The 23256-nt window shown below is 62.7% G+C and carries 21 protein-coding genes and 1 other RNA gene; 14 read left to right on the top strand and 8 right to left on the bottom strand.

Annotated features, from left to right (window positions below; all coding sequences use genetic code 11):
- The first annotated feature begins 195 nt into the window (after positions 1-195).
- Entirely contained in the window at positions 196-1419 is a 1224-nt protein-coding gene (locus AC0L3D_RS17240) for an alanine racemase (protein ID WP_473645148.1), read from the top strand.
- A gap of 131 nt (positions 1420-1550) precedes the next feature.
- Here AC0L3D_RS17240 and AC0L3D_RS17235 read toward each other — a convergent pair whose 3' ends face one another.
- The gene (locus AC0L3D_RS17235; RefSeq protein WP_287259760.1) at positions 1551-2282 is read right to left on the bottom strand and encodes an SDR family oxidoreductase; all 732 of its coding nucleotides are present in this window, start codon (positions 2280-2282) and stop codon (positions 1551-1553) included.
- A gap of 130 nt (positions 2283-2412) precedes the next feature.
- Between AC0L3D_RS17235 and AC0L3D_RS17230 the strand changes: the two genes are divergently transcribed.
- Entirely contained in the window at positions 2413-3306 is an 894-nt protein-coding gene (locus tag AC0L3D_RS17230; protein ID WP_287259761.1) for a LysR family transcriptional regulator, read from the top strand.
- Between the two features lie 121 nt (positions 3307-3427).
- Here the strand turns inward: AC0L3D_RS17230 and AC0L3D_RS17225 are convergent, their stop codons facing one another.
- Together AC0L3D_RS17225 and AC0L3D_RS17220 are read right to left on the bottom strand one after the other, a co-directional pair.
- Positions 3428-4603 (bottom strand): lytic murein transglycosylase, encoded by a 1176-nt coding sequence (locus AC0L3D_RS17225; RefSeq protein ID WP_473645146.1) that lies wholly within the window; start codon positions 4601-4603, stop codon positions 3428-3430.
- A gap of 80 nt (positions 4604-4683) precedes the next feature.
- On the bottom strand, positions 4684-5475 hold the full coding sequence (locus AC0L3D_RS17220) for a glycoside hydrolase family 25 protein (RefSeq protein ID WP_023798718.1): 792 nt from the start codon (positions 5473-5475) through the stop codon (positions 4684-4686).
- 223 nt (positions 5476-5698) lie between these two features.
- Here AC0L3D_RS17220 and AC0L3D_RS17215 point away from each other — a divergent pair, with 223 nt between their 5' ends.
- Positions 5699-7078: a serine hydrolase domain-containing protein gene (locus tag AC0L3D_RS17215; RefSeq protein ID WP_287259763.1), complete on the top strand. Its 1380-nt coding sequence runs from the start codon at positions 5699-5701 to the stop codon at positions 7076-7078.
- Positions 7079-7631: 553 nt separating this feature from the next.
- Here the strand turns inward: AC0L3D_RS17215 and AC0L3D_RS17210 are convergent.
- The 3 genes from AC0L3D_RS17210 to AC0L3D_RS17200 form a co-directional block, all read right to left on the bottom strand.
- Positions 7632-8318: a class I SAM-dependent methyltransferase gene (locus AC0L3D_RS17210; protein ID WP_287259765.1), complete on the bottom strand. Its 687-nt coding sequence runs from the start codon at positions 8316-8318 to the stop codon at positions 7632-7634.
- A complete protein-coding gene (locus AC0L3D_RS17205) occupies positions 8315-9562 on the bottom strand; it encodes a BtaA family protein (RefSeq protein WP_287259766.1) in 1248 nt (415 codons plus the stop codon). The genes AC0L3D_RS17210 and AC0L3D_RS17205 overlap by 4 nt, the downstream gene beginning before the upstream one ends.
- An 82-nt stretch (positions 9563-9644) precedes the next feature.
- On the bottom strand, positions 9645-13577 hold the full coding sequence (locus AC0L3D_RS17200) for a hydantoinase B/oxoprolinase family protein (protein WP_287259767.1): 3933 nt from the start codon (positions 13575-13577) through the stop codon (positions 9645-9647).
- A 200-nt stretch (positions 13578-13777) separates the two neighbouring features.
- On the opposite strand from AC0L3D_RS17200, the gene AC0L3D_RS17195 reads away from it, so the two are divergent.
- The 3 genes from AC0L3D_RS17195 (at position 13778) to AC0L3D_RS17185 (ending at position 15765) form a co-directional block, all read left to right on the top strand.
- Entirely contained in the window at positions 13778-13978 is a 201-nt protein-coding gene (locus AC0L3D_RS17195) for a hypothetical protein (protein WP_192365384.1), read from the top strand.
- 309 nt (positions 13979-14287) lie between these two features.
- A complete protein-coding gene (locus AC0L3D_RS17190; protein WP_023798724.1) occupies positions 14288-15007 on the top strand; it encodes a J domain-containing protein in 720 nt (239 codons plus the stop codon).
- Positions 15004-15765, top strand: a complete 762-nt coding sequence (locus tag AC0L3D_RS17185; protein ID WP_287259771.1) for an N-acetylmuramoyl-L-alanine amidase — start codon at positions 15004-15006, stop codon at positions 15763-15765. The genes AC0L3D_RS17190 and AC0L3D_RS17185 overlap by 4 nt, the downstream gene beginning before the upstream one ends.
- A 164-nt stretch (positions 15766-15929) precedes the next feature.
- Here the strand turns inward: AC0L3D_RS17185 and AC0L3D_RS17180 are convergent, their stop codons facing one another.
- Positions 15930-16250 carry a hypothetical protein gene (locus AC0L3D_RS17180; protein ID WP_287301815.1) on the bottom strand — a complete coding sequence of 107 codons (321 nt, stop codon included), beginning with the start codon at positions 16248-16250 and terminating at the stop codon, positions 15930-15932.
- Between the two features lie 7 nt (positions 16251-16257).
- On the opposite strand from AC0L3D_RS17180, the gene AC0L3D_RS17175 reads away from it, so the two are divergent.
- The 4 genes from AC0L3D_RS17175 (at position 16258) to AC0L3D_RS17160 (ending at position 18071) form a co-directional block, all read left to right on the top strand.
- On the top strand, positions 16258-16740 hold the full coding sequence (locus AC0L3D_RS17175) for a lytic transglycosylase domain-containing protein (protein WP_473628212.1): 483 nt from the start codon (positions 16258-16260) through the stop codon (positions 16738-16740).
- Positions 16741-16799: 59 nt separating this feature from the next.
- Positions 16800-17197, top strand: an RNA gene (gene rnpB / locus AC0L3D_RS17170) — RNase P RNA component class A.
- A 299-nt stretch (positions 17198-17496) separates the two neighbouring features.
- On the top strand, positions 17497-17781 hold the full coding sequence (locus AC0L3D_RS17165) for a type II toxin-antitoxin system ParD family antitoxin (RefSeq protein WP_091594133.1): 285 nt from the start codon (positions 17497-17499) through the stop codon (positions 17779-17781).
- Complete coding sequence (locus AC0L3D_RS17160; protein ID WP_287259775.1) at positions 17778-18071, top strand: type II toxin-antitoxin system RelE/ParE family toxin; 294 nt, start codon at positions 17778-17780, stop codon at positions 18069-18071. The genes AC0L3D_RS17165 and AC0L3D_RS17160 overlap by 4 nt, the downstream gene beginning before the upstream one ends.
- A 9-nt stretch (positions 18072-18080) precedes the next feature.
- Here AC0L3D_RS17160 and AC0L3D_RS17155 read toward each other — a convergent pair whose 3' ends face one another.
- On the bottom strand, positions 18081-19196 hold the full coding sequence (locus AC0L3D_RS17155; RefSeq protein WP_128167173.1) for a cystathionine gamma-lyase: 1116 nt from the start codon (positions 19194-19196) through the stop codon (positions 18081-18083).
- Positions 19197-19622: 426 nt separating this feature from the next.
- On the opposite strand from AC0L3D_RS17155, the gene mraZ reads away from it, so the two are divergent.
- The 4 genes from mraZ to AC0L3D_RS17135 are packed head-to-tail and all read left to right on the top strand — an operon-like array spanning position 19623 to position 23230.
- The gene (mraZ, locus tag AC0L3D_RS17150; protein ID WP_023798730.1) at positions 19623-20081 is read left to right on the top strand and encodes a division/cell wall cluster transcriptional repressor MraZ; all 459 of its coding nucleotides are present in this window, start codon (positions 19623-19625) and stop codon (positions 20079-20081) included.
- The gene (rsmH, locus tag AC0L3D_RS17145) at positions 20078-21109 is read left to right on the top strand and encodes a 16S rRNA (cytosine(1402)-N(4))-methyltransferase RsmH (RefSeq protein WP_023798731.1); all 1032 of its coding nucleotides are present in this window, start codon (positions 20078-20080) and stop codon (positions 21107-21109) included. The genes mraZ and rsmH overlap by 4 nt, the downstream gene beginning before the upstream one ends.
- Positions 21110-21113: 4 nt before the next feature.
- Positions 21114-21506 (top strand): cell division protein FtsL, encoded by a 393-nt coding sequence (ftsL, locus tag AC0L3D_RS17140; RefSeq protein WP_023798732.1) that lies wholly within the window; start codon positions 21114-21116, stop codon positions 21504-21506.
- A complete protein-coding gene (locus AC0L3D_RS17135) occupies positions 21503-23230 on the top strand; it encodes a peptidoglycan D,D-transpeptidase FtsI family protein (protein WP_287259780.1) in 1728 nt (575 codons plus the stop codon). Before ftsL ends, AC0L3D_RS17135 begins: the two co-directional genes overlap by 4 nt.
- Positions 23231-23256: the final 26 nt, after the last annotated feature.

The following is a 23256-nucleotide window of genomic DNA, read 5'->3' as shown; positions in this document are numbered from 1 at the left end:
TGAATGCCAAGTCAATCAGGCGTCTGTTCAGGCCATATTCTGTTCGATGGCAAGGGCCACCCGAAACCAGATCAGTGGACTAGCATTGCATCATCTGCCGTAGCGCCGCAGCGTCAGGGGTGCGAGACACAGAATTGTTTTCATTCCCGCATAGGTTGGATTAATTGTGCGCAGTCTAAGCCAAGGGATTCGTCCATGCAGCAATTCGAAAATGCGCGCGAAGCGGCGCTGGCGCTTCGCCCGGACGATCCGATCTATTGCTTCCGCCCGCAGGTGCTGAAGGCGGACGCCAGGCAGTTCATGGGCATGTTTCCCGGCAAGACCGCCTATGCGGTCAAGACCAACGGCGAGCAGATCGTGCTGAAGGCGCTGGTCGAGGCCGGCGTCGGCGCTTTCGACGTGGCCTCGCCCGGCGAGTTCGCCGCCGTGCGCGCGGTCTCGCCGGACGCCGAGATGCTCTACATGCATCCGGTCAAGGCACAGTCGGACATCAAGCTGGCGCTGGAGAAATATGGCATCCGGGTCATCTCGCTCGACCACGAGGGCGAGATCACCAAGCTGACCCGCGTGGTGCGGGCGCTCGATATCGATCCGGGTGCGATCACCGTGTTCGTGCGCATCCAGACGAAAGGATCGGCCGCCTACGAACTGTCGAAGAAGTTCGGCGCCGGACCGGCCAATGCGGTCGAACTGGCCGAACGGCTGAACCGGACGGGCTACAAGGTCGGCTTGTGCTTTCATGTCGGCAGCCAGATCGAGGATCCCGACACCTATGAGCGCGCGCTGGCCTCGGCCGACTGGGTGCGCAACCGCGTCAGCTTCGACATCGCCGGCCTCGACGTCGGTGGCGGTTTTCCCGCCGAATACGGCCATGATCCCAACCGCAAGCAGATCGAGATGCCGTCGCTCGGCCAGATCATGTCGCGGCTGTCGGGCGATCTCAAGGAATACCAGTTCGACCAGATGCCGCTGGTGGCGGAGCCGGGCCGGGTGATCGTGGCGCGCTGCCTGTCGCTGATCGTGCGCGTGCTGCTGCGCAAGGGCAAGCGGCTCTACATCAATGACGGCATCTGGGCGTCGCTGTCGGATTCATGGACCGGCAAGATCACGCTGCCGGCGCGCTTCATTCCAGACCCGGCGATCCGCTCGCGCAATGGCGAGGAGAAGACCATCGTGCCGTTCAAGGTGTGCGGCGCGACCTGCGATTCCGTCGACATCCTGTCGCGGCCGTTCTGGCTGCCGGAAACGGTCGATACCGGCGACTGGATCGAGATCGGTCATATCGGCGCCTATTCGCTGTCGCTGAGGACACGGTTCAACGGCTTCTATCCCGACACGTTTGTCGAGGTGACGACGCCGTTCGATGAGGGCGATGCGCCACAAGGGTTCGCCAGCCTGGAGACGATGGCAGATTCGTGAATAGTGTATAGTGAATAGTGAATAGTGAATAGTGAATAGTGAATAGTGCGTAGTAGTCAGTAGTCAGTATTCAGTAATCAGCGGTGACTGCCTAATTCCACTGCCACCACAACCTCACTATTCACTATTCACTAAGCAACGCCGCCGCCGGCCTGGATGTTCTCGCCGGTCAGCCAACGGGCCTCGTCGGAAGCGAGGAAAACCGCGACATCGGCGATGTCGCGCGGCGCTCCGATCCTGCCGAAGGGCGACATCCCGGCGGCGATCGCGCGATCCCGCTCGGGCAGCAGGTCAGTGTCGGTAAAGCCTGGCGAAAGCGCATTCACGGTGACGGATCGCGGTCCGAGTTCGCGCGAGAGGACGCGGACGAACTGCTCGACGGCTCCTTTGCTGCCGAGATAAAGGGCGGTCTGGGTGAAGAACATCTTGGTTCCACCGGTGGAAACCGCGATGATACGGCCACCGTCGCGCACGCGCCGCGCCGCTTCCTGAAGCGTGAAGAAGGTGCCTTTGGCATTGGCGCCGAAGACGTGGTCGAAGTCGGCTTCGGTGGCCTCGACCAACGGCTTTATGACGGCGACGCCGACATTGGCGACGACGATATCAATCGCGGCCATCTGCTTCTCGGTTTCATCGAACAGCCGGCGAATGTCGGAAACAATGGAGATATCGGCGCGAATGGCGACGGCCTTGCCGCCATTCTCGCGGATGGCGGCAACGGCTTCCTGGGCGGCTTTCTCGTTGCCGACATAATTGACGACCACGGCCGCGCCGTTTGCCGCGAGCCCCTCGGCGATGGCGCGGCCGATGCCGCGCGAACTGCCGGTCACGAGCGCGATTTTGCCTTCAAGCGAATGATACATAGCTGTCCCTTTCTCGTCTGGCTACGGCCGTTCCAAATCGAGCGGCGGCGTTCCATGTGGACGTTAGGGGCATGCTATTGATCAGATAATAGCCTATAATCGAACAGGCTTGTTAAGTCTGGGGTACATAATGCGAGGGACCGAGTTTTCCGAGCTGAGGGCGTTCGCGACGATCGTCGAGGAAGGCAGCTTTGTCCGCGCCGCGGCCAGGCTCAGAATTTCGCCGCCGGCGCTTAGCCAGACGATACGCGGGCTGGAGGAGCGTGTAGGTGTCCGGCTGCTCAACCGCACGACCCGCAGCGTGTCGCCGACCGCTGCAGGCGAAACGCTGTTTGCCCGCCTCGCTCCGGCATTCAGCGAACTCGAAGGGGCTGTCGCCGACGCGCATGCATCACGCGATCGACCGGCAGGCTCGCTGCGTATCAATGTTCCACGCATCGCCGCTATGCGTTTCATCGTGCCCATCCTCGGCGATTTCCGCCGCGCCTATCCCGATATTGCCCTCACCATCATCGTCGACGACATGCTGACCGATATTGTCGAGGGACGATTCGATGCCGGAATCAGGCTTGGTGAGCGGCTGCATAAGGACATGGTGGCGGTGAAACTCAGCGGGGAGCTGGAGATGGCCGCAGTGGCGGCGCCCAGCTATCTCGAGGATCACCCCATGCCCCGTCATCCCGCCGACCTGCACCATCACCAATGCATCAATTTCCAGTGGCCCGGTGGCGGCAACGTCTATCGATGGGAGTTCGCGCGAGGCCAACACGCTTTGGAAATAGCCGTGAACGGCGGTCTGACGGTCAACGACACGGAACTGATGATCAGGGCGGCCCTGGATGGGATCGGCGTGGCTTACATGCTGGATTACCAGGTTCGGCCGTGGATCGAAACCGGCAAGCTCATCCGTTTTCTCGAAGCCTGGTCGCCGAGATTTCCGGGCTTTTACCTATATCATACAAGCTCCCGGCAGGTTCCGCCGGCCTTGCGAGTCTTCATCGACTTCCTGTTTGCCAGGCGGTGATGGATTAGTGAATAGCGAATAGTGAATAGTGAATAGTGAATAAGTCAGTAGTCAGTAGTGAGCACCTAGTTCCATTCACCATTTACCATTCACTATTCACTACTCACTACTCGCTAACCTGCTACAGCTTCGCCAAAAGCTCTGGTGTCGGCCAGCCGTCGACCGGCAGGCCTAGCCGCATCTGCTCCTTGCGGATCGCTTCGCGGGTGTTGGTGCCCAGGATGCCGTCGACCGTGCCTACGTCATAGCCTCTGGCCTCGAGCTTTGTCTGCAATGCCCTCATCTGGTCGCCGTTGAGGCCGGGTTCGGGATTGCGCGGGTCCAATTGCGGCGCACCCGCCAGCCGCGCGGCGAGATTTGCCGCGGTCAGCGCATAGGTGAAGGACTGGTTCCATTCGAGGTAGACGTCGAAATTGTCGTAGACCAGGAAGGCTGGCCCCTTGCGGCCCATAGGCAGTGCGAGGCCTGCCTTCAGGCCGTTGTCGACAAGCGGCGTGCTGTTCGGGTTGGTGACACCCCACTGAGCCCATTGCGCCAGCGGCAGCTTGTTGGTGCGGCCGGTCTGGTCCCATGGCAAGTCGTCCGGCACGCGGACTTCCTCGATCCAGGGCTGGTCGCGTTTCCAGCCGCGCGACGTGATCTTGTTGGCCGTGGTCATGATCACATCAGGCGCGCTGCCGCGCAGGTCGATCACTTCGTCGCCGTCGCCGTCGACGCCTCGGCCGAGATAGTCGGAAGGCAGCATCTGCGTCTGGCCGATTTCGCCCGCCCAGGCGCCGGTGACGTCGGCCGGGACCACGCCGCGATCGATCAGCGTCAACAATGGCACGATCTGGGGCCGGAAGAGCTGCGGGCGACGACAGTCGTGAGAGAGCGTGACCAACGCGTTCAGCGTTTGGAAATCGCCCTGCACGGCGCCGAAATCGGTTTCCAGCGCCCAGAAGGCGGCAATGACCGGGGCCTGAACGCCGAATTCGCGATCGGCGCGGGCAAACACGTCGGCATATTCCTTTAAGACGACCGCGCCCTGCTTCAGCCGATAGGCCGATATCATGCGGTTCGAAAACTCGATGAAGGTCTGGGTAAAGACGCCTTGGGCGCGATCTCGCGCCAGCACCTTTCCATCGAGAGCGGCGGTTTCCAGTGCCTCAAGTCCGGCAGTGCCGACGCCGGCGTTCTTCGCCTCGGCCACAACGCCCTGCTTCCAGGCCTGGAAATCGCCGCCGCATTGCTGTGCCACCGCCGGCGACGTGGCGGCCAGAAACAGCGCCGCGAGAATTTCCAAGCGCAATCGCATCGCCATCCTCCCGAGAAGATTACCGGCGGTTGCAGGCGTCCTTCATTGGCTGTGTCGAAAAGCAGGCTGCAGGCCCGCTGTCAACGGGTGTTCTGCCGCAGCCATTTGTTCCAGGTGGCTTCCGAGCCGTTGAACACGTTGATATCGGCCTTCCCTGAGATGCCCGGCACAATACCGGTTCCGGTGTACTGCCAGAAGGTGAACGGGTGGCTGCCGTATCTTTTGCGCGGATGGCCGGCCACCGAACGCAGCCAGTAGGGATAGCCGCGGAAGGCCGACAGGCCGTTGTCGTCGAAGAAATCGATCGAGGTGTAGATGATCGGCTTCTTGCCATAGTGCTTTTCGACGATTTCGAGGAAAGTGCTCATCTCGCTGCGCACCGTGGCCGCATTGGGGCGCAGCTTGCAGGTCGGCGATTGCGGGTTCCATTCCATGTCGAGAACCGGCGGCATTGCCGAGCGGTCTCTGGGCACGTTCTGGATGAACCAGCGCGCCTGCGTCGCGGCCGGTGTGCAGAAATAGTAGAAATGATAGGCGGCGCGCGGAATTCCGGCGGCTTTCGTGCGGCTCCAATGCTCGTTGAAATACGCGTCGAAGCGATCGCCACCTTCCGTCGCCTTGACGAAAACGAAGGAAATGCCGCTTGCCCTGGCCGCCGGCCAATCGACCGAGGTCTGGTATTTGGAGACGTCGGTGCCATGGACGGCATAGCTCCACGGCGCGCCGCTGTCCCACTCATGCGGGTCGGAGTCGTCAAAACGGGGTGCGCGCACCGCAACGCTCGGCGCGCCCGATGAGGGAGGCGCAAGATCGTCGACGGTCGAGCAGGCGCCCAGCAGCGTCAGCAAGATGAAAGCCGCGAAACGGCGCATCGCTACTCCTGAACCGGTTTCAGCCGGCCGCTGATGGGTTGTTGCTGCAGGTGGTCCCTCGACCGTGCCCCCAAGCGATCGCCCCACAGGACCGCTCTCCTATCCCTGGTGTATCGCTGATCATGGTTGATATTCCGTTGACAGCGCTCGACCAGAACCGCGATTTTGCCGAAGCAATGACGGCAAATCGATGGCATAGATGAGCTTCCGGGGGAATCGGAAAATGCAGATTGCTCTGAGGCTGGTGAAGTGGCTGCTCGGGCTGGCCGTATTGGCGGTCGCAGCACTCGCCGCCTGGCTTTACATCGCGCCGCCGGAACTGATCCGAGTCGGCTCGGGTTATACGGCCAAGATCGTCTGCTCGAATGTCTTCATCGCCGGACGCGATGCCGATGAGGTGCTCGCAGTCGACGTGCAGGCGCCGGGCCATCCACTGCTGCGGCTGATGAGGATGTCCGTCGACAAGGAGCAGGGCACGGTTTCGGCCGGGCTGTTCGGCGTGTTCGGCAAGAGCGTCGCCGTCGTTCGGAACGGGCTTGGTTGCACCGCGGTTCCGGGCGGCGACATCGCCCGGGCCAAAGCAGTCGCCGGGCCGGCGCTGACACCGGCGCCGCCGCTCGCCGCGCTCTGGCCGGAGGGCGACAAGGTCGAAGCATCGCAAAACCCCGAGATCGCGAAAATCCTCGACGATCCTGCAATGACCGGCGCCGGTATGCGGGCGGTGGTGGTGGTCAAGAACGGCCGCATCGTCGCCGAGCGTTATGGCGCAGGCTTTACCCAAAAGTCGCCGCTGCTTGGCTGGTCGATGACCAAGACGGTCAATGCCGCGATCGTCGGCACGGTGGTGAAGGACGGCAAGATGGTGATGACGAACCTGCGCCTGTTCGGGCCCTGGAAAGCGGACGGCCGCGCCGCCATCAGCCTCGCCGATATGATGGCGATGTCGAGCGGGCTGGAGTTCAACGAGGATTACGGCGACGTCACCGACGTGACGCGGATGCTCTATCTGGAGCCTGATATGGCGGGCTTTGCCGGATCCAAGCCGCTGACCGGCGAGGTGGGCAAGGTATTTTCCTATTCAAGCGGCACGGCAGCGATGCTGTCGCGGCTTTGGCAGGATGCGATCGGCGACAAGAACAAGGCGCTGGCGTGGCCAAGGATTGCACTGTTCGACCCACTCGGCATGCAGAGCGCGGTACTGGAGACCGACGAGCACGGCACCTTCGTCGGATCGTCCTATCTCTACGCCACCGCCCGTGACTGGGCGCGCTTCGGCCAGTTCCTGCTGCAGGATGGTGTCTGGAACGGCCAGGAGGTCCTGCCTGCGGGCTTCGTCGCCTGGATGCGGGAAGCCGCACCCGCCTCGAAAGTCTACGGCAGGGGCCAGGTGTGGATCGAGGGTCCGGGCGACGAGGAGAGCCCCGGCGCCGGTATCGCTGCGGGCCTGCCAAGGGATAGCTATTGGATGGAAGGCCATGACGGGCAGACGGTCGCCATAATCCCCTCGGCGCAGCTTGTGGTGGTGCGGCTCGGCCTGACGCCGGCCAAGCTCGGCTACCGGCCGCAGATTATGCTGGCAGCACTGGTGAAGGCGCTGCATTAGAGGAATGCGGCGATCGCTCGCCGCAGCGTCTATGCAGTTGTCGCCAAAGGCCTTCCACGATCAACACGCGCCCGCCCGTCTGGCGAGGAGCGAAGCGACGCGACCGATCTTGGGATTCCGTGACCTTGGAGCGCTGCTGCGGTGCAGAACCTTCGATCGCGGAGCGAGGCGCCCCCCTCTGTCCTGCCGGACATCTCCCCCACAAGGAGGGAGATTGGCAGCTCGCGCGCCTCACCCTTCTTTCAACGTTGAAGATTGGCGAAGCCGGACGCGACATCTGATCTCCCCCCAAGTGGGGGAGATGTCCGGCAGGACAGAGGGGGGCGCGACGGATCACTGCTGTTTTCGTTCTGAGCCGCTGCATTCTTCGGCTGATGTCACGGAATGGATCCCAGGTTCTGCGCTGTGTCGCTTCGCTCCTTGCTTGACCTAGGATGACGAAGGCGCGGGGGCTTATGGCTAATCGCAGACGTTGGAGATTGGCGGTTGCAGGCCGGTCGGCAGCGACCCTCCACAGGGCTCAGTCAAAGAGCAAATCCTCTGGGCTGCGGAACTAGCTGGCGATCTTGATCACGGCCAGCCAGGCGTAACCGCGATAAAGCGTTCTAAACCGAAGGGTTGCGCCGCGCCTTGCAGATTCCGATTGCAGGATGTCCCGCAGTGCCTCGCGCGGCTCGACGTGGAATTTTCTCAGCCAGCCGCGCAGCAGCGTGCGGAACCAGCGGGGCAGGGCCTCCTGCTGGCCGAAATCGACGACGTGCAGCGAACCGCCGGGTGACAGGGCTGCAAGTGCCGCCGAAATCGTCTTCTCCCAGCCGGGGATCATCGACAGCGAATAGGAGACAAAAATGCGGTCGAAACTTTCGACGGAAAATAGCACCTTCGCGTCGAAATCGGTGGCGTCGCCGCGCGCCAGCGTGACGCGGCCTGAGACGCCTTCGCGGGCAATGGCAGCAGTGGCCGTTTCCAGCATTTCGGCTGAAATATCGAGACCGAAGAAGCGGGCGTCGGGATAAAGCCGGGCGGCGAGGACGATGTTGCGGCCGGTGCCGCAGCCAAGCTCGAGCACGGTGCCGCCGGCGGGCACATTCAGCCCCGCGATCAGCCGGTCGCGGCCGAGCAGGTAGTATTTGCGGGTCAGGTCGTAGACGTGGCGCTGCCAGCGGTAGACGCCGTCCATCAGCTCGGCGTGCCCGGCCGGCGGTTCGCCGTGCCTGGCCGGCAGTTCGGTCGCGCTCATGCGGCCTGCTTCACATAAAGGTGGAAGCCGCCATAGATGGCCGAACGGTCGCGGGCCGAGAATTCGCGCGACGCCTCCTCCGCATAGCTCCACTGGTCGAGCAGCGAATTCGAGACCCGGCCGGGCAACAGGCTGGGTTCGGCCGCGGTGCGGAAGATGACGCGGGCATCGGTCGACGCGGTACGGGTGATCTCGGCCCACAGCGCATTGAGCTGGTCGTCGGTCATCCAGTCCTGCGCGTCGAGCAGGACGAAGCGGTCGACCGAACCGGCATCCTTGCCGGCAAGGAACTCGATCAGATTGGCATGGTGGATGGCGATGCGGTCGACATTGTTGCGGATCGTTTTGTAGTTGCGTTTTTCGAGATAGGCAGGCAGCGCCGCCTCGCCGGGATTGGGGTAGCGGCGGGCAAAAGCCTGCCAGGCGAAATAGTTGTTCTCCAGCGGAAAATCGCAGGCGAGCTTTTCCAGCCGGGCCTTCAGCACGCTGGCCATGGTGCCGTCGCCCGAGGTGATCAGCGAATCGTACTGTGCCGGCGGAATGCCGAGGCCGAACAGCGAGGCTTTTCGCGATGTTGCCCATTTCAGCAGCGGTTTTTCGAAAACCGGCGCCAGTTCCTCGTCGAAGAAGCGGCGCTGGTCGACGAGGCTTTTGGCTTCCATGATGCCGGCCGGATCGACGCCGAAGAATTTGGCGGTGCGATGGCCCATGGCAATGAACAGGCCGAGCAGCCCGGTCTGGTAAAAATTGCTGTCGAAGACGGCGATGCGGCGACGCCGGCGCCAGTTGCGATGTTCCCAGTAATGACGGCTGACCGGGTCGAGATGCGGCGCGATGAAACGGTCGTAGGCTTGCGAATTGTGACGGGTCTCGGCAGCGCCGAAGAAACGGAACAGGTCACCCTGCGACGGCAGATGGCGCACCGCTTCGAGCTTCATGCGGTTCAGCGCGATATGGGCGGCGTTGAGATCGACGGCGTCGATCCGTTCCGGTGACCGGGTGAGATAGGCAAGGATGTTACAGCCACCCGAGGCGATGGTGACGACGCGGTGGCCCTGGCCAAGCTGCATCGCCTCCATGTCGACGTCGGGGTCTTCCCAGATCTGTGGATAGACGAGGCCGGAAAACAGCAAGGCGAAGAGCCGCTCGGAGAGGCCGGCCTTAGACAGCGGGCGGTTCTGGTAGACGGCCTTGCCAACTTGCTTGCCGCGGCGAAAAACCAGTTCTCCGGAAACATCCGTCATGACAAGGCGATTCCCCGTTTGCTCTGGCGCAAGCGGGTAGCGCAGGTGGATGACAGGCCGGTGACAGTCTGTTGAGGCGAGTTCAGGCGTTGCCAAATCCGCCCGGCGTCGGCGTCGTCACGATGACGGCTTCACCGGCCTCGAGCACCGTCTGGTCGCAAGCCTTCAGGACTTCGATGCGGCCATCCTTGCGGCGAACCTTGGTCGAGCCGACCTCGCCATCGCCGCCGCCGTCCAGGCCTCGCGGCGGGCGATTGCGATGTGAGGACAGGATCGCGCATTCCATCTTTTCGAGGAAACGGATGATGCGCTCGGTGCCGTCGCCGGCACTCCATTTGCCTTTGCCCCCGGAGCCTTCGCGGATGTGGAAATCCTCGAGCAGGACGGGGAACCGCAACTCCAGCACTTCCGGGTCGGTCAGGCGCGAATTGGTCATGTGGGTGTGGACGCCGGAGGTGCCGGCAAAGCCGCGACCGCTGTTCATCCGGCCTGCCGGCGAGCCGGAGCAGATCGTCTCGTAATACTGGTACTGCTTGTTGCCGAAGGTGAGGTTGTTCATCGTGCCTTGCGCATTGGCCATCGCGCCCATGGCGCCGAACAGCGCATTGGTGACATGCTGCGAGGTCTCGACATTGCCGGCGACGACCGCGGCCGGGTAGGTCGGCTTCAGCATGCAACCTTCGGGAATGATGATGTTGATCGGTCTCAGACACCCGGCATTCATCGGGATCATGTCCTCGACCATGACGCGGAACGCATAGAGCACGGCTGCGCGGGCGACCGGCTCGGGGGCGTTGAAGTTGTTCTTCATGACCGACGATGTGCCAGTGAAGTCGACGGTCGCCTCGCGCTTTTGCCGGTCGACCGATATCTTCACCTTGATGATTTGGCCGGTGTCGGTCGGATACTCGTATACGGAGCTGTCGGGCAACCGCTCCAGCACGCGGCGCACGCTTTCGGCGGCATTGTCCTGGACATGGCCCATATAGGCCTCGACCACGCCAAGGCCGAAATGCGCGACCATCTCGCGCAACTCGGCAACGCCCTTTTCATTGGCGGCAATCTGCGCCTTGAGGTCGGCGATGTTCTGGTGCGGATTGCGCGCCGGGTAGGGGTGGTCGGTGAGCAGCGTCTCCAGCTCCTTCTCGCGGAACCGGCCGCGATCGACGATGCGGAAATTGTCGAACAGCACGCCTTCCTCGTCGACGGTGGTGGCGAGCGGCGTCATCGAGCCGGGCGCCGTGCCGCCAATGTCGGCATGATGGCCGCGCGAGGCGACGTAGAAGAGGATCTTTGGCGATTGGCCGATCTCCCCCCTTGTGGGGGAGATGCCAATTGGTGACAAAGAGGGCAGGGCAGAGGGGGGCAACGTCGAGCGCTCAGCTTCGCGGTATGCCGGCTCGCCAATTGGAGGCGTTGGCGGGACAGCGCCCCCCTCTGTCGGCTTCGCCGACATCTCCCCCACATGGGGGGAGATTGGGCGCCCATCCTCAAAGACCGGCGTCACCACGGTGATGTCTGGCAGATGCGTGCCGCCATTATAAGGCGCATTCAGTGCAAAGACGTCGCCGGGGTGGATGTCGCCGGAGTTCAGCCGAATGATGGTTTCCACCGAACGGTCCATGGAGCCGAGATGCACCGGCATGTGCGGCGCATTGGCGACCAGCGCGCCATTGCGGTCAAAGACGGCACAGGAGAAATCCAGCCGTTCCTTGATGTTGACCGAATAGGCGGTGTTTTGCAGCGTCACGCCCATCTGTTCGGCGATCGACATGAACAGGTTGTTGAACACCTCCAGCATGACCGGATCGGCCTCGGTGCCGAGCGCCGCCAGCCGGCGCTTTTTCTCGATGCGACGCAGGAGCACGTGGTTCCTGGCGGTGATTTCGGCCTGCCAGCCCGGCTCGACGACGATGGTCTGGTTCGGTTCGATGACCAGGGCAGGGCCGCCAAGCTTGTGCCCCGGTTTGAGCGCCTCGCGGCGGAAAATGCCGGCGTCTCGCCAGGTGCCGTCGATGAAGATTTGCCGATTTTCCGAAGGGCTTGCGGCGATGTCTTCAAGGATTGAATCACTTTCCTCGCGGCCGGCGTCGCCGCTGTCGATGCCTTCGACGCCGACCGATTCCACGATCATCGGCTTGTCGTCATAGACGAAGCCGAACTGCGCCTTGTGGGCGGCTTCGAAATCCGCCTTGGCCCGTGCGATCGAACCGTGCTCGAAATTCACCGGCAGCGCGGTGTCGGTGCCGTCGTAGCGGATCTGCAGCACCGGTTTCGAGGCGACGGCGCCCTCGGCAATGCCTTGCGCGGCAAGCTCGTCGATGACGGCTTTGCGCAGCGTCGCGATGAGTTCATCGATTGCCGGCCTGGACACTTCCGTCAGCGGTTTCAGCAGCGCCTGCTGGCGCGACGAAAAAATCGAGGACAACCCAATGCCATAGGCCGACAGCAGCCCGGAGAAGGGATGGATCAGCACCGCCTCCATGCCGAGTGCGTCGGCAACGAGGCAGGCGTGCTGGCCGCCGGCGCCGCCAAAACAATTCAGGAGATACTCGGTGACGTCGTAGCCGCGCTGCACGGAAATCTTCTTGATGGCGTTGGCCATGTTTTCGACGGCGATGGTGACGAACCCTTCGGCGACCGCCTCCGGCGTGCGGCCGTCGCCGATTTCGGCGGCGAGTGCGGCGAATTTCTCGCGCACGGTTTGCATGTCGAGCGGCTCGTCCTGGCCGGGTCCAAAAATGGCCGGGAAGAAGTCGGGGTGCAGCTTGCCCAGCATGACATTGGCGTCGGTGACGGCCAGCGGGCCGCCGCGCCGGTAGGCGGCCGGGCCGGGATTGGCGCCGGCCGAATCCGGCCCGGCGCGAAAACGGCCGGCCTCGTAGTGCAGGATGGAGCCGCCGCCGGCGGCGACGGTGTGAATGCGCATCATCGGCGCGCGGATGCGCACGCCGGCAACCTCCGTGTCGAAGGCGCGCTCATAGTCGCCGTCATAATGAGCGACGTCGGTTGAGGTGCCGCCCATGTCGAAGCCGATGACCTTGTCGAAACCGGCGAGCTTTGCTGTCTCGACCATGCCGACGACGCCGCCGGCCGGACCGGACAGCAACGCGTCCTTGCCCTGGAACATATCGGCGGCGGTAAGGCCGCCGGATGACATCATGAACATCAGGCGAGGGGATTCCCTCCCCCTTGAGGGGAGGGTGGCGGCGAAGCCGCCGGGTGGGGTCGGCTCGACTGGGTTCGACGCTCTGGCGGTGCCTTCTAAGATGACCCCCTCTGTCGGCTTCGCCGACATCTCCCCCTCGAGGGGGGAGAGGACGCCCAGCTCTTGCGCCACCTTCTGCACATACCTTGCCAGAATCGGCGACAGATAGGCGTCGACCACGGTCGTATCGCCGCGGCCGACCAGCTTGATGAGCGGCGAGACCTCATGACTGACCGAGACCTGCGAAAACCCCAGTTTCCTGCAGACTTTTGCAACCGCCTTTTCGTGGTCGGGATATTTCCAGGCATGCATGAACACGATCGCCACCGCGTCGATGCCGTCGGCCCTGGCTTGTTCGATGGCCGGGCGCATGGCGGCGATGTCGAGCAGCCTTTCGACGCGGCCGTCGGCGCGCACGCGCTCATCGACCTCGATGACGCGCTCGTTGAGCTGTTCGGGAAGGATGATCTGCTTGGCGAAGATATCGGGCCGCGCCTGATAAGCGATCCTCAGCGCGTCGCGAAATCCCCTGGTGATGAGCAGCAGCACACGGTCGCCCTTGCGCTCCAGAAGCGCGTTGGTGGCAACGGTGGTGCCCATCTTGATGTCGCCGATCAGGCCGGATGGGATCGGCGCGCCGGATTTTAGCCCGAGCAGATCGCGAATGCCCTGGATGGCGGCGTCGGCATAGGCTTCGGGATTTTCGGATAGCAGCTTGCGCGGGTGCAGCCCGCCTTGCGGGTCCCGGCCGATGACATCGGTGAAGGTGCCGCCGCGGTCGATCCAGAAATCCCATTTGGCGGTCACGGCAGCTCTCCCGGGCATTTTATTGATTCAAATGTGCTAATTCGCCATGGTCTGGTGTTAATTCGCCATGGCTTCGCCGGCAACGCAAAAGCAGATGATGTTACATACGGAAATGCAACGTTATGAAACCCATGGGGCATTCGGTGCATTCTGTCCTCGATCGTCACCGGTAGCGGGGGCGTGATTAGAGGAGAGATGTCATGAAGAAACTCATTCTTGCGTCGGTTTCGGCGCTTGCCCTGCTTGGCATTGCGGCTTGCAGCGACAGCGGCACGGGCGGGGACGCCACCACCACGCAGAGCACCAACCCGCCGGCGAACGAACAACCGATGCAGCCGGCTCCCGACGCGACCAAGCCGGCCGAGCCGGCTCCGGCACAGCCATCTGCGCCCGCGCAGTAATTCTTATGTGATGAAAGAAGGCCGGCATCCTGCCGGCCTTCTGACTTCAGGACAGTCTTCTTGCGGCCGCCGCCGCAAGCTCGGTTTCGCCTGTCACTTTTTGGCCCAGCAGAAGGGGCCGAAATGGCGAGGTGACGAAGGCTTGCAGTTTCGCGCGCCATGGCCGCTGCTGCCGGCTAATTTCCATATCGACGGTTGCGCCAGCTGCTCAGGCGGCCGCGAAATCGGCTGGGCCGGCCCTGCGGCATTGTCTTCAGCTTGATAGCGGTGGGGTTGATAGCGGCGGCCAGTTAGCCCTAATAGGTGCCCATGTCGATTTGGGATCGCCTCGGCGACTTCATCACCCGCGTTTCGTCCTCAACCTCGTCCGGCGTCGCCGACGTGGTCGAGGCTGTGCGCACGGTTTTCTCCGGCGACCCCGACCTGCGCCGGCGCGTCGCCTTCTCGGTGGCGATGATCGCGCTGTCGGCCAAGATGGCCAAGGCCGACGGCATCGTCACCCAGGACGAGGTGCGCGCCTTCCAGCAGATATTCGAAGTGCCGAAGGAGCAGACGCGCAATGTGGCGCGGCTCTACGATCTGGCCAAGCGCGACATCGCCGGCTTCGAGACCTATGCCGCGCGCATGGCGCAGCTTTGCGGCTCCGGCCATTCGAACTGCGCGATGCTGGAGGACATTCTCGACGGGCTGTTCCATATCGCCAAGGCCGACGGGCTGGTCCACGAGCGCGAAGGTCAGTTCCTGCATCGCATCGCCGAGATCTTCCGGATCGAGGAGGCGCATTACCAGAGCATTCTGGCCCGGCACGTCGATCTGGGTGCGGCCGATCCGTATGTCGTGCTCGGCATCGAGCGGGGAAAAACCTTCGAGGAGGTCAGGAAGCGTTACCGCAAGCTGGTTTCGGACAACCATCCCGACCGGCTGATCGCACGCGGCCTGCCGCAGGAATTCATCAAGATCGCAACCAGCAGGATAGCGGCGATCAACGCGGCCTATGAGATGATCGAACGGGGCCTGCGGCACGCATGAGCGGCTTCCTGCCCGACGAGCCGAGCGCCGAGGTCAGGGTATCGCCGAATTTCGGTCCACGACGCGAGACGGTCGACATGATCGTGCTGCACTACACCGGCATGGAGACCGGCGCCGGCGCCGAAGCATGGCTGTGCGATCCGGCCAGCGAGGTTTCGTCGCACTACCTCGTCCATGAGGACGGCCGCATCGTCCAGATGGTCCGGGAAAGCGACCGTGCCTGGCATGCCGGCAAGAGTTCCTGGTTCGGACGAAGCGACATCAACTCCTGTTCGGTCGGCATCGAGATCGTCAATCCGGGACATTCGCTGGGCTACCGAAATTTTCCGAAACGGCAGATCGATGCCCTGATCGGCCTGTGCGAGGGGATTGTTCAGCGCCATTCCATCCCGGCTCAACGGGTGCTCGCCCATTCCGACGTGGCGCCGGGACGCAAGATCGACCCGGGCGAGAGATTCCCCTGGAAGGCCCTGTTCGATGCCGGTGTCGGCCATCTTGTCGAAGCGGCACCCGTCAGGCGCGGCGCGGTGCTGAAGGCCGGCGACGCGTCTGCCGAGGTCGAGGCGCTGCAGTCGATGCTGGCGCTCTACGGTTATGGCGTGGAGATATCAGGCGCTTTCGACCGGCAAACCGAAATCGTGGTCGAGGCTTTCCAGAGGCATTTCCGGCAACGCAAAGTGGATGGCGTGGCCGACGGATCGACAATCCGCACGCTGGAACGGCTGCTTGGCTCGGTGAGGGCAGTTCCGTCCAAGTAGTCTTTTCCTGGCTGTAAGTTACAGCCTGTCATTTAAAGTGACTTGCCCCGCCTTTTTTGCCGCCAATTCGACCGTCAAATGCGATCCGTGCAAGTTGTCGGACCTACAGCCTCCCAAATGTTCCGACGTTGATTGGCGTAGCTGCGTGAAGTTCTTCGCGCGGTTTAAACAGAACAGGATCCCATGCAGAAATTAACCGTTTTAACGGCAGCTGTTGCTGCCGGCGTAATGACTTTTGCCATCGGTGCGGCCAATGGCGCGCCTTTGAGCCAGCGGGCCGACCAGGGTTTCATGACCGCGTCCGATAAGACTGCCACGCCGAAAGCCGGGCAAGATGCCGGGGAAAAAAGGACAGCCTCCGCAAAGGCGAAAAAAGCTGCTGCGGTGAAAGCGAAAAAGCCAGCATCCGCAAAGGCGGAAAAGGTCTCTGCAAAGAAGGCAGTCGTTGCAAAGAAGCCAGTCGTTGCAAAGAAGGCAGTCTCCAAGCGGCATGTGAAGCGCAACAGGACCCGCATCGACCAGGCGACGACGGCGTCGATCGGCCGGCAAAACCGGGCGGCGGCGCCGAAGCCGGCGGCCGCTGGCGATAGCGGCCAGTATTCGACGATCATCGAGCGTCATGCGGCCAGCAATGGTGTGCCGGTCTCGCTCGCCAAGGCCGTCATCATGATCGAGAGCAGGTTTCAGCCGAACCAGGTCGGCCGCGCCGGTGAGATCGGCCTGATGCAGATCAAGCCGTCGACGGCGCGGATGATGGGTTACAGCGGCTCGATCAAGGGTCTCCACGATCCCGAGACCAACATCAAATACGGCATGAAATACCTCGCCATGGCGCGCAACCTCGGCGACGGCACGACCTGCGGCACGATCCTGAAGTACAATGCCGGCCATGGCGCCAAGCGGATGAACCCGATTTCCGCGGCCTATTGCGGCAAGGTCAAAGTGCAGCTGGCCGCGCTTGGAGCGCCGGCGTAATAGACCGGGACCTGCTTTTTTGTTTGCGTTTTCGAATGTGAATCCCTTTATACGCCTTGCCAGCTGGCCGGGTGGCCGCACCCGCGAAGCCGAAAGGCTGCGGGTGAGGAAAGTCCGGGCTCCATGGAGACACGGTGCCGGTTAATGGCCGGCGGGGGCGACCCTAGGGAAAGTGCCACAGAAAGCAAACCGCCACGATCCGTCGTGGTAAGGGTGAAAGGGTGGGGTAAGAGCCCACCGCGCGACTGGCAACAGGAGCGGCACGGTAAACCCCACCGGGAGCAAGACCGAATAGGGGCGGTGCGAGGGGAAACCCTCGAGGGCTGTTTCCGGCTCACCGCCCGGGTAGGTTGCGTGAGGCGCATGGCAACATGCGCCCAAGATGAATGGCCGCCACGTTCTCGCGCCGCAAGGGGCGAGGGCCATACAGAACCCGGCTTACAGGCCAGCTGGCAATTTTCGTCCAGATTCTACGTTTTCGTCCAGATTCTAGGGGGAAACTCCCTGATATCAGCAGGTTGCGTCTTCGGGCGCGCTTGCTGGTTTAGGCGCTTCATTGACTGAATCAGCTTTTACTGGGCTGTGCATGGAGCAAGCGTTTCTTGAAACTGGTGCGATTAAATCGTACTTTCCTAAAGCGCGTCGCGTTCGACCGTCCTCTCGCGACGCGCTTTAGGTTGTTGTTTATGCATGTCGCAGAACCGCTGCACACTTTTGCGCGACATGCATTAGTACGGGCGGTATCAGGAGCGCACCATGGGTCAGGTCGACAAACGCAGCATCACGCTCTCGCCGGAATTGGCGGCGGCGGTCGACGATGTGGTCGCCGCCGGCGAATATGCTTCGGCGAGTGAGGTGATCCGCGACGCGCTCAGGCAATGGAAGGACCGCCGTGACTTGCACGGCTACACGCTCGAGGAGTTGCGCAAGCTGGTGCAGGAGGGGATCGACAGCGGGCCGGCGCTGGACGGCCCGCCAATCATGGAACGACTGCGCGCCAAATATCTGAAAATGGCCGAGGCCAAAGGCCTTGAGGAGTGAAATACCGCCTGCTTCCTCAGGCATTAATCGACCTCGAACGTATCGGCGACTACATTGCCGAACACAATCCTAATGCCGCGATCCGCCTCGTGAAAATCCTGGAGAGGCGTTGGGATTTGCTGACCTTGCATCCTTTCTCGGGGGCACCGCGCGAAGACATTGCGCCCGGCATCCGCCATCTGGTCGTCGGCGAATACCTCACCTTGTACCGTGTCGGCGCGGATGCAGTCGAGATCCTGCGTGTGCTGCATGGCCGGCGCAGTATCGAAGCCGACGATCTGGCTTCGTGATCGGTTCGCTCAACCGTCGACGCCGTCCAGTGACGCCTCGATCGCATGCCAAAGCGCTTCCACCGGCTCGCAGCCGACCGACAGGCGAACAAAGCCGGGCGGCACCGCATCACCCCAACGGGCGCGCCGTTCGGCCGAAGAGTGGACGCCGCCGAAGGAGGTCGCCGGCTGGATCAGGGCGCAGGCGCCGATGAACGCTTCGGCCCTGGCTTCACTCCCCAGGTCGAGGCCGACAAGGAAGCCGAAACGCTCCATCTGGGTGGTCGCCAGATTGTGTGAAGGATCATCCTCCAGTCCAGGAAAGCGGACGGATTTCACGGCCCGATGATCTGTCAGGCGTCGGGCGATCAGTTCGGCCGATTTGCACATGCGGTCGAAGCGGACCTCCAGTGTCTCGAGGCCTCGATGGACCAGCCAGGCTTCGAATGGTCCGGGGATGGAGCCCGACAGTTTGCGCCACTCGCGGATGGCGGTGATGATGCCGGCGTCACGGCTGGCGACATGGCCGAACAGCGCGTCGGAATGGCCATTGGGCGCTTTTGTGTCAGCAGCAACGACGATATCGGCGCCGAGGTCGAGCGGGCGCTGACCGTAAGGCGTCATCGTGGTGTTGTCGGCGACGACCAGCGCGCCGGCCTCGTGCGCAAGGCGCGCCACGCCGGCCAGGTCGCAAATGTCCAGCCCGGGATTGGATGGGGTCTCGACGAACACCAGCCGGTAGCCGGAAAAACCGCCGTCCACAAAGGACTTGGTCGGTCGTGTGTCGAACGGGACATCGAAAGGTTTGAGGAAGCGCTCGGCAAGCAGGCGCGGCGTGTAGTAACCGTCGGACGGCAACAGGATGCGATCGCCCGCCTTGAGCAGCGCGAAGAAGACCGCCGCGATCGCGGCCATGCCCGACGGGAACGCTACGGACGGCGCGTCCTCGAGGTGGCCGAGCATGTCTTCCACCGCTTCCCATGTCGGATTGTCGTAGCGCCCGTACTGGCTGACGCCGGCCGGATTGCCGGGCAGATGGAAAGTGGTCGTCATTGTCAGCGGCAGCGAGACCGGGTCGCCCTTGGCGAGCTTGACGCCACGCAAATGGGCAAGGGTGGCCGCGCGCGATTTGGCTGTTTCGGACATGTATTTTCAACCTTCTGACCGAGAAAAGAACCTGTTTCTGACCGAGAAAAGACAGGCCGACGCTATGCGTGGTGGCGCTCCGCGGCAAGCCGCCTCCGGTTAGGCCAAACCGCTCTAAACGCTTCGTTAGGCTTAATGGAGCATAAACACGGGAGTGCCGTCAAAGCTGCCCTCATCGGTTGTGGCGCGCGTTTTGTGAAGCCTATTCCCGTTGACGCCCATAGTACCCCATGATATCCCATTCAGATATTCAAGCCTTCGTTCCGCGTCAGGGTGAAGCGTACGCCAATCGGGCAGCCGCGGCGGCTGCGCGTTCGCCTGTTTTTGCCTTTTGGAGCGAAGTGAGTTTTGGGCAGGGACCGCGCTGCGGCGGCGCGGGCGGGAAGATGCAGAGGGGTGCGGCGGCGCAAGCGGCCGTAACGCGTAATGGACCGGTTTCTGTCAAGCGCGGTGAACAGGATCGATGCGAAGGGGCGGGTGTCCGTTCCAGCGCATTTCCGTGCGGTTGTGCAGAAGCGCGGTTATTCGGAACTCTATGCGCTGCGCTGCCTGGACCGTCCGGCGATGGATGTCGGTGGGCTCGACCTGCTCGACCGCTACGAGCAGCGCATCGCGCAGGAAGACCCCTTCCTGCAGACCTCGGACGACATGTCGTTCTTCTGCCATGGCGATGGAACCTTTCTCAAGCTCGATCAGGACGGCCGCATCTCGATGACCGATTTCATCCGCGAGCATACCGGCATTTCCGCGGAAGTGGCTTTTGTCGGCCGCGGCAATTTCTTTCAGATCTGGGAACCTGGACGGCTCACCGCCTATGGGGCGGAAGCACGCGCCCGGCTTTTGCAGCTTCGGCAGGGGACGAAGCCTGGGGAGCGGCCGGAATGATGGCGGGCTACGGCGATGACCCTCACGCCGTTGGCGGACCAGCCCGTCACATTCCGGTCCTCCTTGCCGAAGTGCTGGAGGCGCTTTCGCCCAAGACGGGCGAGGTGGTCGTCGACGGCACATTCGGCGCCGGCGGCTACTCCAAAGCCATTCTGGCGAGCGGCGCCTCGGTTGTCGCGATCGACCGCGATCCGGATGCGATTGCTGCCGGTCGTGTTCTCGAGCAACAATCGGGCGGCAGGCTCCGGCTTGTTCAGGCGCCGTTCTCGACATTGGACGAGCATGTCGAAAGCGCTGACGGCGTCGTGCTCGACATCGGCATCTCCTCCATGCAGATCGATCAGGCGGAGCGCGGTTTTTCGTTCCGTGCCGACGGACCGCTCGATATGCGCATGGCGCAGGCTGGCCTCAGCGCCGCCGATGTCGTCAACTCTTTCAAGGTGGGCGATCTTGCCCGCATCTTCGGGTTTCTTGGCGAAGAGCGCCATGCCGGCCGCATCGCCCGCATGATTGAAAGCCGTCGCGAAAAACATCCGTTCGAGCGCACGCTCGACCTTGCAGACGCCATTGAGACGCATATCGGCCGCGCGCCGAAGGACAAGATCCATCCAGCGACCCGCGTCTTCCAGGCGTTGCGCATTTTCGTCAATGACGAACTCGGCGAACTGGCCAAAGCGCTGTTTGCGGCTGAACGCGTGCTGAAACCGGGCGGACGGCTGGCCGTGGTGACGTTCCATTCCCTGGAAGACCGCATCGTCAAGCGCTTCATCGCCGATCGCGCCGATGCGGCGACCGGATCGCGGCACCTGCCCGAGGCGCAGGCGCGCAGCGCCACCTTCAAAAAGGTGGGCAGCGGCGTGACGCCCGGTGAGGCCGAGATATCGGCCAATCCGCGGGCGCGCTCGGCAAGGCTGCGCGCGGCGATCCGCACCGACGCGCCGGCGCGCGCCGGCGATTTTTCGATTTTCGGGCTTCCAAAACTTCCTGATCCAAAACTTCCCGGTGCCGAGCGGCCGGGAGAGAGGTGAGCACGTGTTTCGTACCAGCGACATAGTCCTTATCGCCGTCATGGTTTCGGCCGCGGCCTTGACCTTCAAGACCAAGCGCGAGGCCGAGGAACAATTGGCGGCGGTGCACAAGATCCAGGCGCAGATCCGCTACGAGGAGGATACGATCGATCTCCTCAAGGCGGACTGGAGCCTGCTTACCCAACCGTCGCGCCTGCAAAAGCTGGCCGAGACCTATAAATCGCAACTCGAGCTCGAGCCGGTCAGCGCCCGCCAGATCATCGGGCTGGACGATCTGCCGGCAAAACCCCTCACCATCGAGGACCTTTCGTCCGAGCGGCTGGGCGGCATGGCCGACAGTTCCAGCAAGGAACCGATGGGCAACGACCCCGTGGTCACCGGAGGCATCGTCCAATGATCGCCAGACTTCCAGTGATCACCAGTCTGCTGACGCGCCGCGCCAAGTCCGGTGACGACGGATCGATTGTGGTCGAAGGCGCCCGCAAGGCGACCGGCGGCAAGGGCAGGACCCGCGTCGTGATGACGATGGCGGTGTTTTTCGGCATCTATCTGACCATCACCGGGCGGCTGGTCTATCTCGGTTTCCAGAACCCCGACTTGTCCGGCGGTCCGCAGAGCCGGGTGACGGCGTCCCGGCCCGACATCGTCGACCGCAACGGCGAAGTTCTGGCGACCGACATCAAGACGGCGTCGCTGTTTGCCGAACCGCGCCGCATTGTCGACGCCGACGAGGCGATCGAAAAACTGGCGACGGTGCTTCCCGAAATCGACTACGAGCAGACCTATCACAAGCTGAAGAGCGGCGCCGGCTTCGTCTGGCTGCAGCGGCAACTGACGCCCAAGCAACAATCGGAGATTCTGCAGCTCGGCATTCCGGGCATCGGCTTCCGCACCGAAAAGCGCCGCTTCTACCCGGCCGGCGAAACCTCGTCCTACATTGTCGGCCTCACCAACATCGACAACCAGGGCATCTCCGGCATGGAGAAATACATCGACGAACAGGGGCTGAGCGATCTTCAGGCGTCCGGCCTGGCGGTGGCCAAGGATCTGAAGCCGGTGCAGCTCTCGATCGACCTGCGCGTCCAGCATATCGTGCGTGATGAGGTCGCCACCGGCATGGAAAAATACCGCGCAATCGCGGCGGGCGCCGTCGTTCTCAACGTCAAGACCGGCGAAGTGGTCGCGATGGCCTCGGTTCCGGATTTCGATCCGAACAACCCCTATAATGCGCACGACAAGGACCGCTTGAACCGCATGTCGGCCGGGCTCTACGAGATGGGCTCGACCTTGAAGAGCTTTACCACCGCCATGGCGCTCGATTCCGGCAAAGTGACGCTGGAAAGCCGTTTCGACGCTACGCGCCCGATCAGGATCGGCCGCCAGACCATCCATGATTTTCATGGCAAGTCCCGGGTGCTGTCGGTGCCCGAAGTGTTCATCTATTCGTCCAACATCGGTTCGGCCAAGGAAGCTGAAGCGGTCGGCATCGAGGGGCACCGCGAATTCCTGCATCGCCTGGGTATCCTCGAGAGAATGCAGACGGAACTGCCTGAGGTCGCCCGCCCGACCGAGCCAAAAGTCTGGAAACAGGTCCATTCGATCACCATCGCCTTTGGTCACGGTGTGTCGACGACGCCCCTGCAGACGGCGGTCGGCTGTGCCGCGCTGATGAACGGCGGCTATCTGATCCAGCCGACATTCCTGAGACGGGCGCAGGAACAGGCGATGTCGGTGGCCAAGAAAGTCGTCAGCGACAAGACATCCGAGAACATGCGCTATCTCTATGCACTCAACGCCGAGAAAGGCTCAGGCAGGAACGCCAGGGTTCCGGGTTATCGCGTCGGCGGCAAGACGGGAACGGCCGAGAAGGTTGTCAACGGCCGCTACTCAAAGGACAAGAACTTCAACGCCTTCGTCGCGGCTTTCCCGATGGATGATCCGCAATACATCGTGCTTACCATCGCCGACGAACCGAAGCCGGAAAAACCCGGCATGGGTGCGACGGCCGCCTCGAATGCTGGCGTCATGGCTGCAAACATTATCCGACGTTCGGCTTCCATGCTTGGCGTGAAGCCAGATTTCAGCCATGAAAATGGCGCAACGCTGGTTTCCTATCAGTGATTCTGAGGGCGCGCCGGCAACTGCGC

The sequence above is a fragment of the Mesorhizobium sp. WSM4837 genome (assembly GCF_055811435.1).
Note: the sequence above shows the minus strand (reverse complement) of the source record. Positions and strands in the feature narration are given on the sequence as shown.

What these genes read in the sequence shown, in the direction of transcription:
- AC0L3D_RS17165 (WP_091594133.1), top strand. Translation starts at nt 17,497, where the DNA reads ATGGGTCAGGTCGACAAACGCAGCATCACGCTCTCGCCGGAATTGGCG.
- AC0L3D_RS17210 (WP_287259765.1), bottom strand. Translation starts at nt 8,318, where the DNA reads ATGAGCGCGACCGAACTGCCGGCCAGGCACGGCGAACCGCCGGCCGGG.
- AC0L3D_RS17205 (WP_287259766.1), bottom strand. Translation starts at nt 9,562, where the DNA reads ATGACGGATGTTTCCGGAGAACTGGTTTTTCGCCGCGGCAAGCAAGTT.
- AC0L3D_RS17195 (WP_192365384.1), top strand. Translation starts at nt 13,778, where the DNA reads ATGAAGAAACTCATTCTTGCGTCGGTTTCGGCGCTTGCCCTGCTTGGC.
- AC0L3D_RS17235 (WP_287259760.1), bottom strand. Translation starts at nt 2,282, where the DNA reads ATGTATCATTCGCTTGAAGGCAAAATCGCGCTCGTGACCGGCAGTTCG.
- AC0L3D_RS17190 (WP_023798724.1), top strand. Translation starts at nt 14,288, where the DNA reads ATGTCGATTTGGGATCGCCTCGGCGACTTCATCACCCGCGTTTCGTCC.
- rsmH (WP_023798731.1), top strand. Translation starts at nt 20,078, where the DNA reads ATGATGGCGGGCTACGGCGATGACCCTCACGCCGTTGGCGGACCAGCC.
- AC0L3D_RS17225 (WP_473645146.1), bottom strand. Translation starts at nt 4,603, where the DNA reads ATGCGATTGCGCTTGGAAATTCTCGCGGCGCTGTTTCTGGCCGCCACG.
- AC0L3D_RS17240 (WP_473645148.1), top strand. Translation starts at nt 196, where the DNA reads ATGCAGCAATTCGAAAATGCGCGCGAAGCGGCGCTGGCGCTTCGCCCG.
- AC0L3D_RS17230 (WP_287259761.1), top strand. Translation starts at nt 2,413, where the DNA reads ATGCGAGGGACCGAGTTTTCCGAGCTGAGGGCGTTCGCGACGATCGTC.
- AC0L3D_RS17215 (WP_287259763.1), top strand. Translation starts at nt 5,699, where the DNA reads ATGCAGATTGCTCTGAGGCTGGTGAAGTGGCTGCTCGGGCTGGCCGTA.
- AC0L3D_RS17185 (WP_287259771.1), top strand. Translation starts at nt 15,004, where the DNA reads ATGAGCGGCTTCCTGCCCGACGAGCCGAGCGCCGAGGTCAGGGTATCG.
- AC0L3D_RS17220 (WP_023798718.1), bottom strand. Translation starts at nt 5,475, where the DNA reads ATGCGCCGTTTCGCGGCTTTCATCTTGCTGACGCTGCTGGGCGCCTGC.
- mraZ (WP_023798730.1), top strand. Translation starts at nt 19,623, where the DNA reads ATGGACCGGTTTCTGTCAAGCGCGGTGAACAGGATCGATGCGAAGGGG.
- AC0L3D_RS17135 (WP_287259780.1), top strand. Translation starts at nt 21,503, where the DNA reads ATGATCGCCAGACTTCCAGTGATCACCAGTCTGCTGACGCGCCGCGCC.
- AC0L3D_RS17155 (WP_128167173.1), bottom strand. Translation starts at nt 19,196, where the DNA reads ATGTCCGAAACAGCCAAATCGCGCGCGGCCACCCTTGCCCATTTGCGT.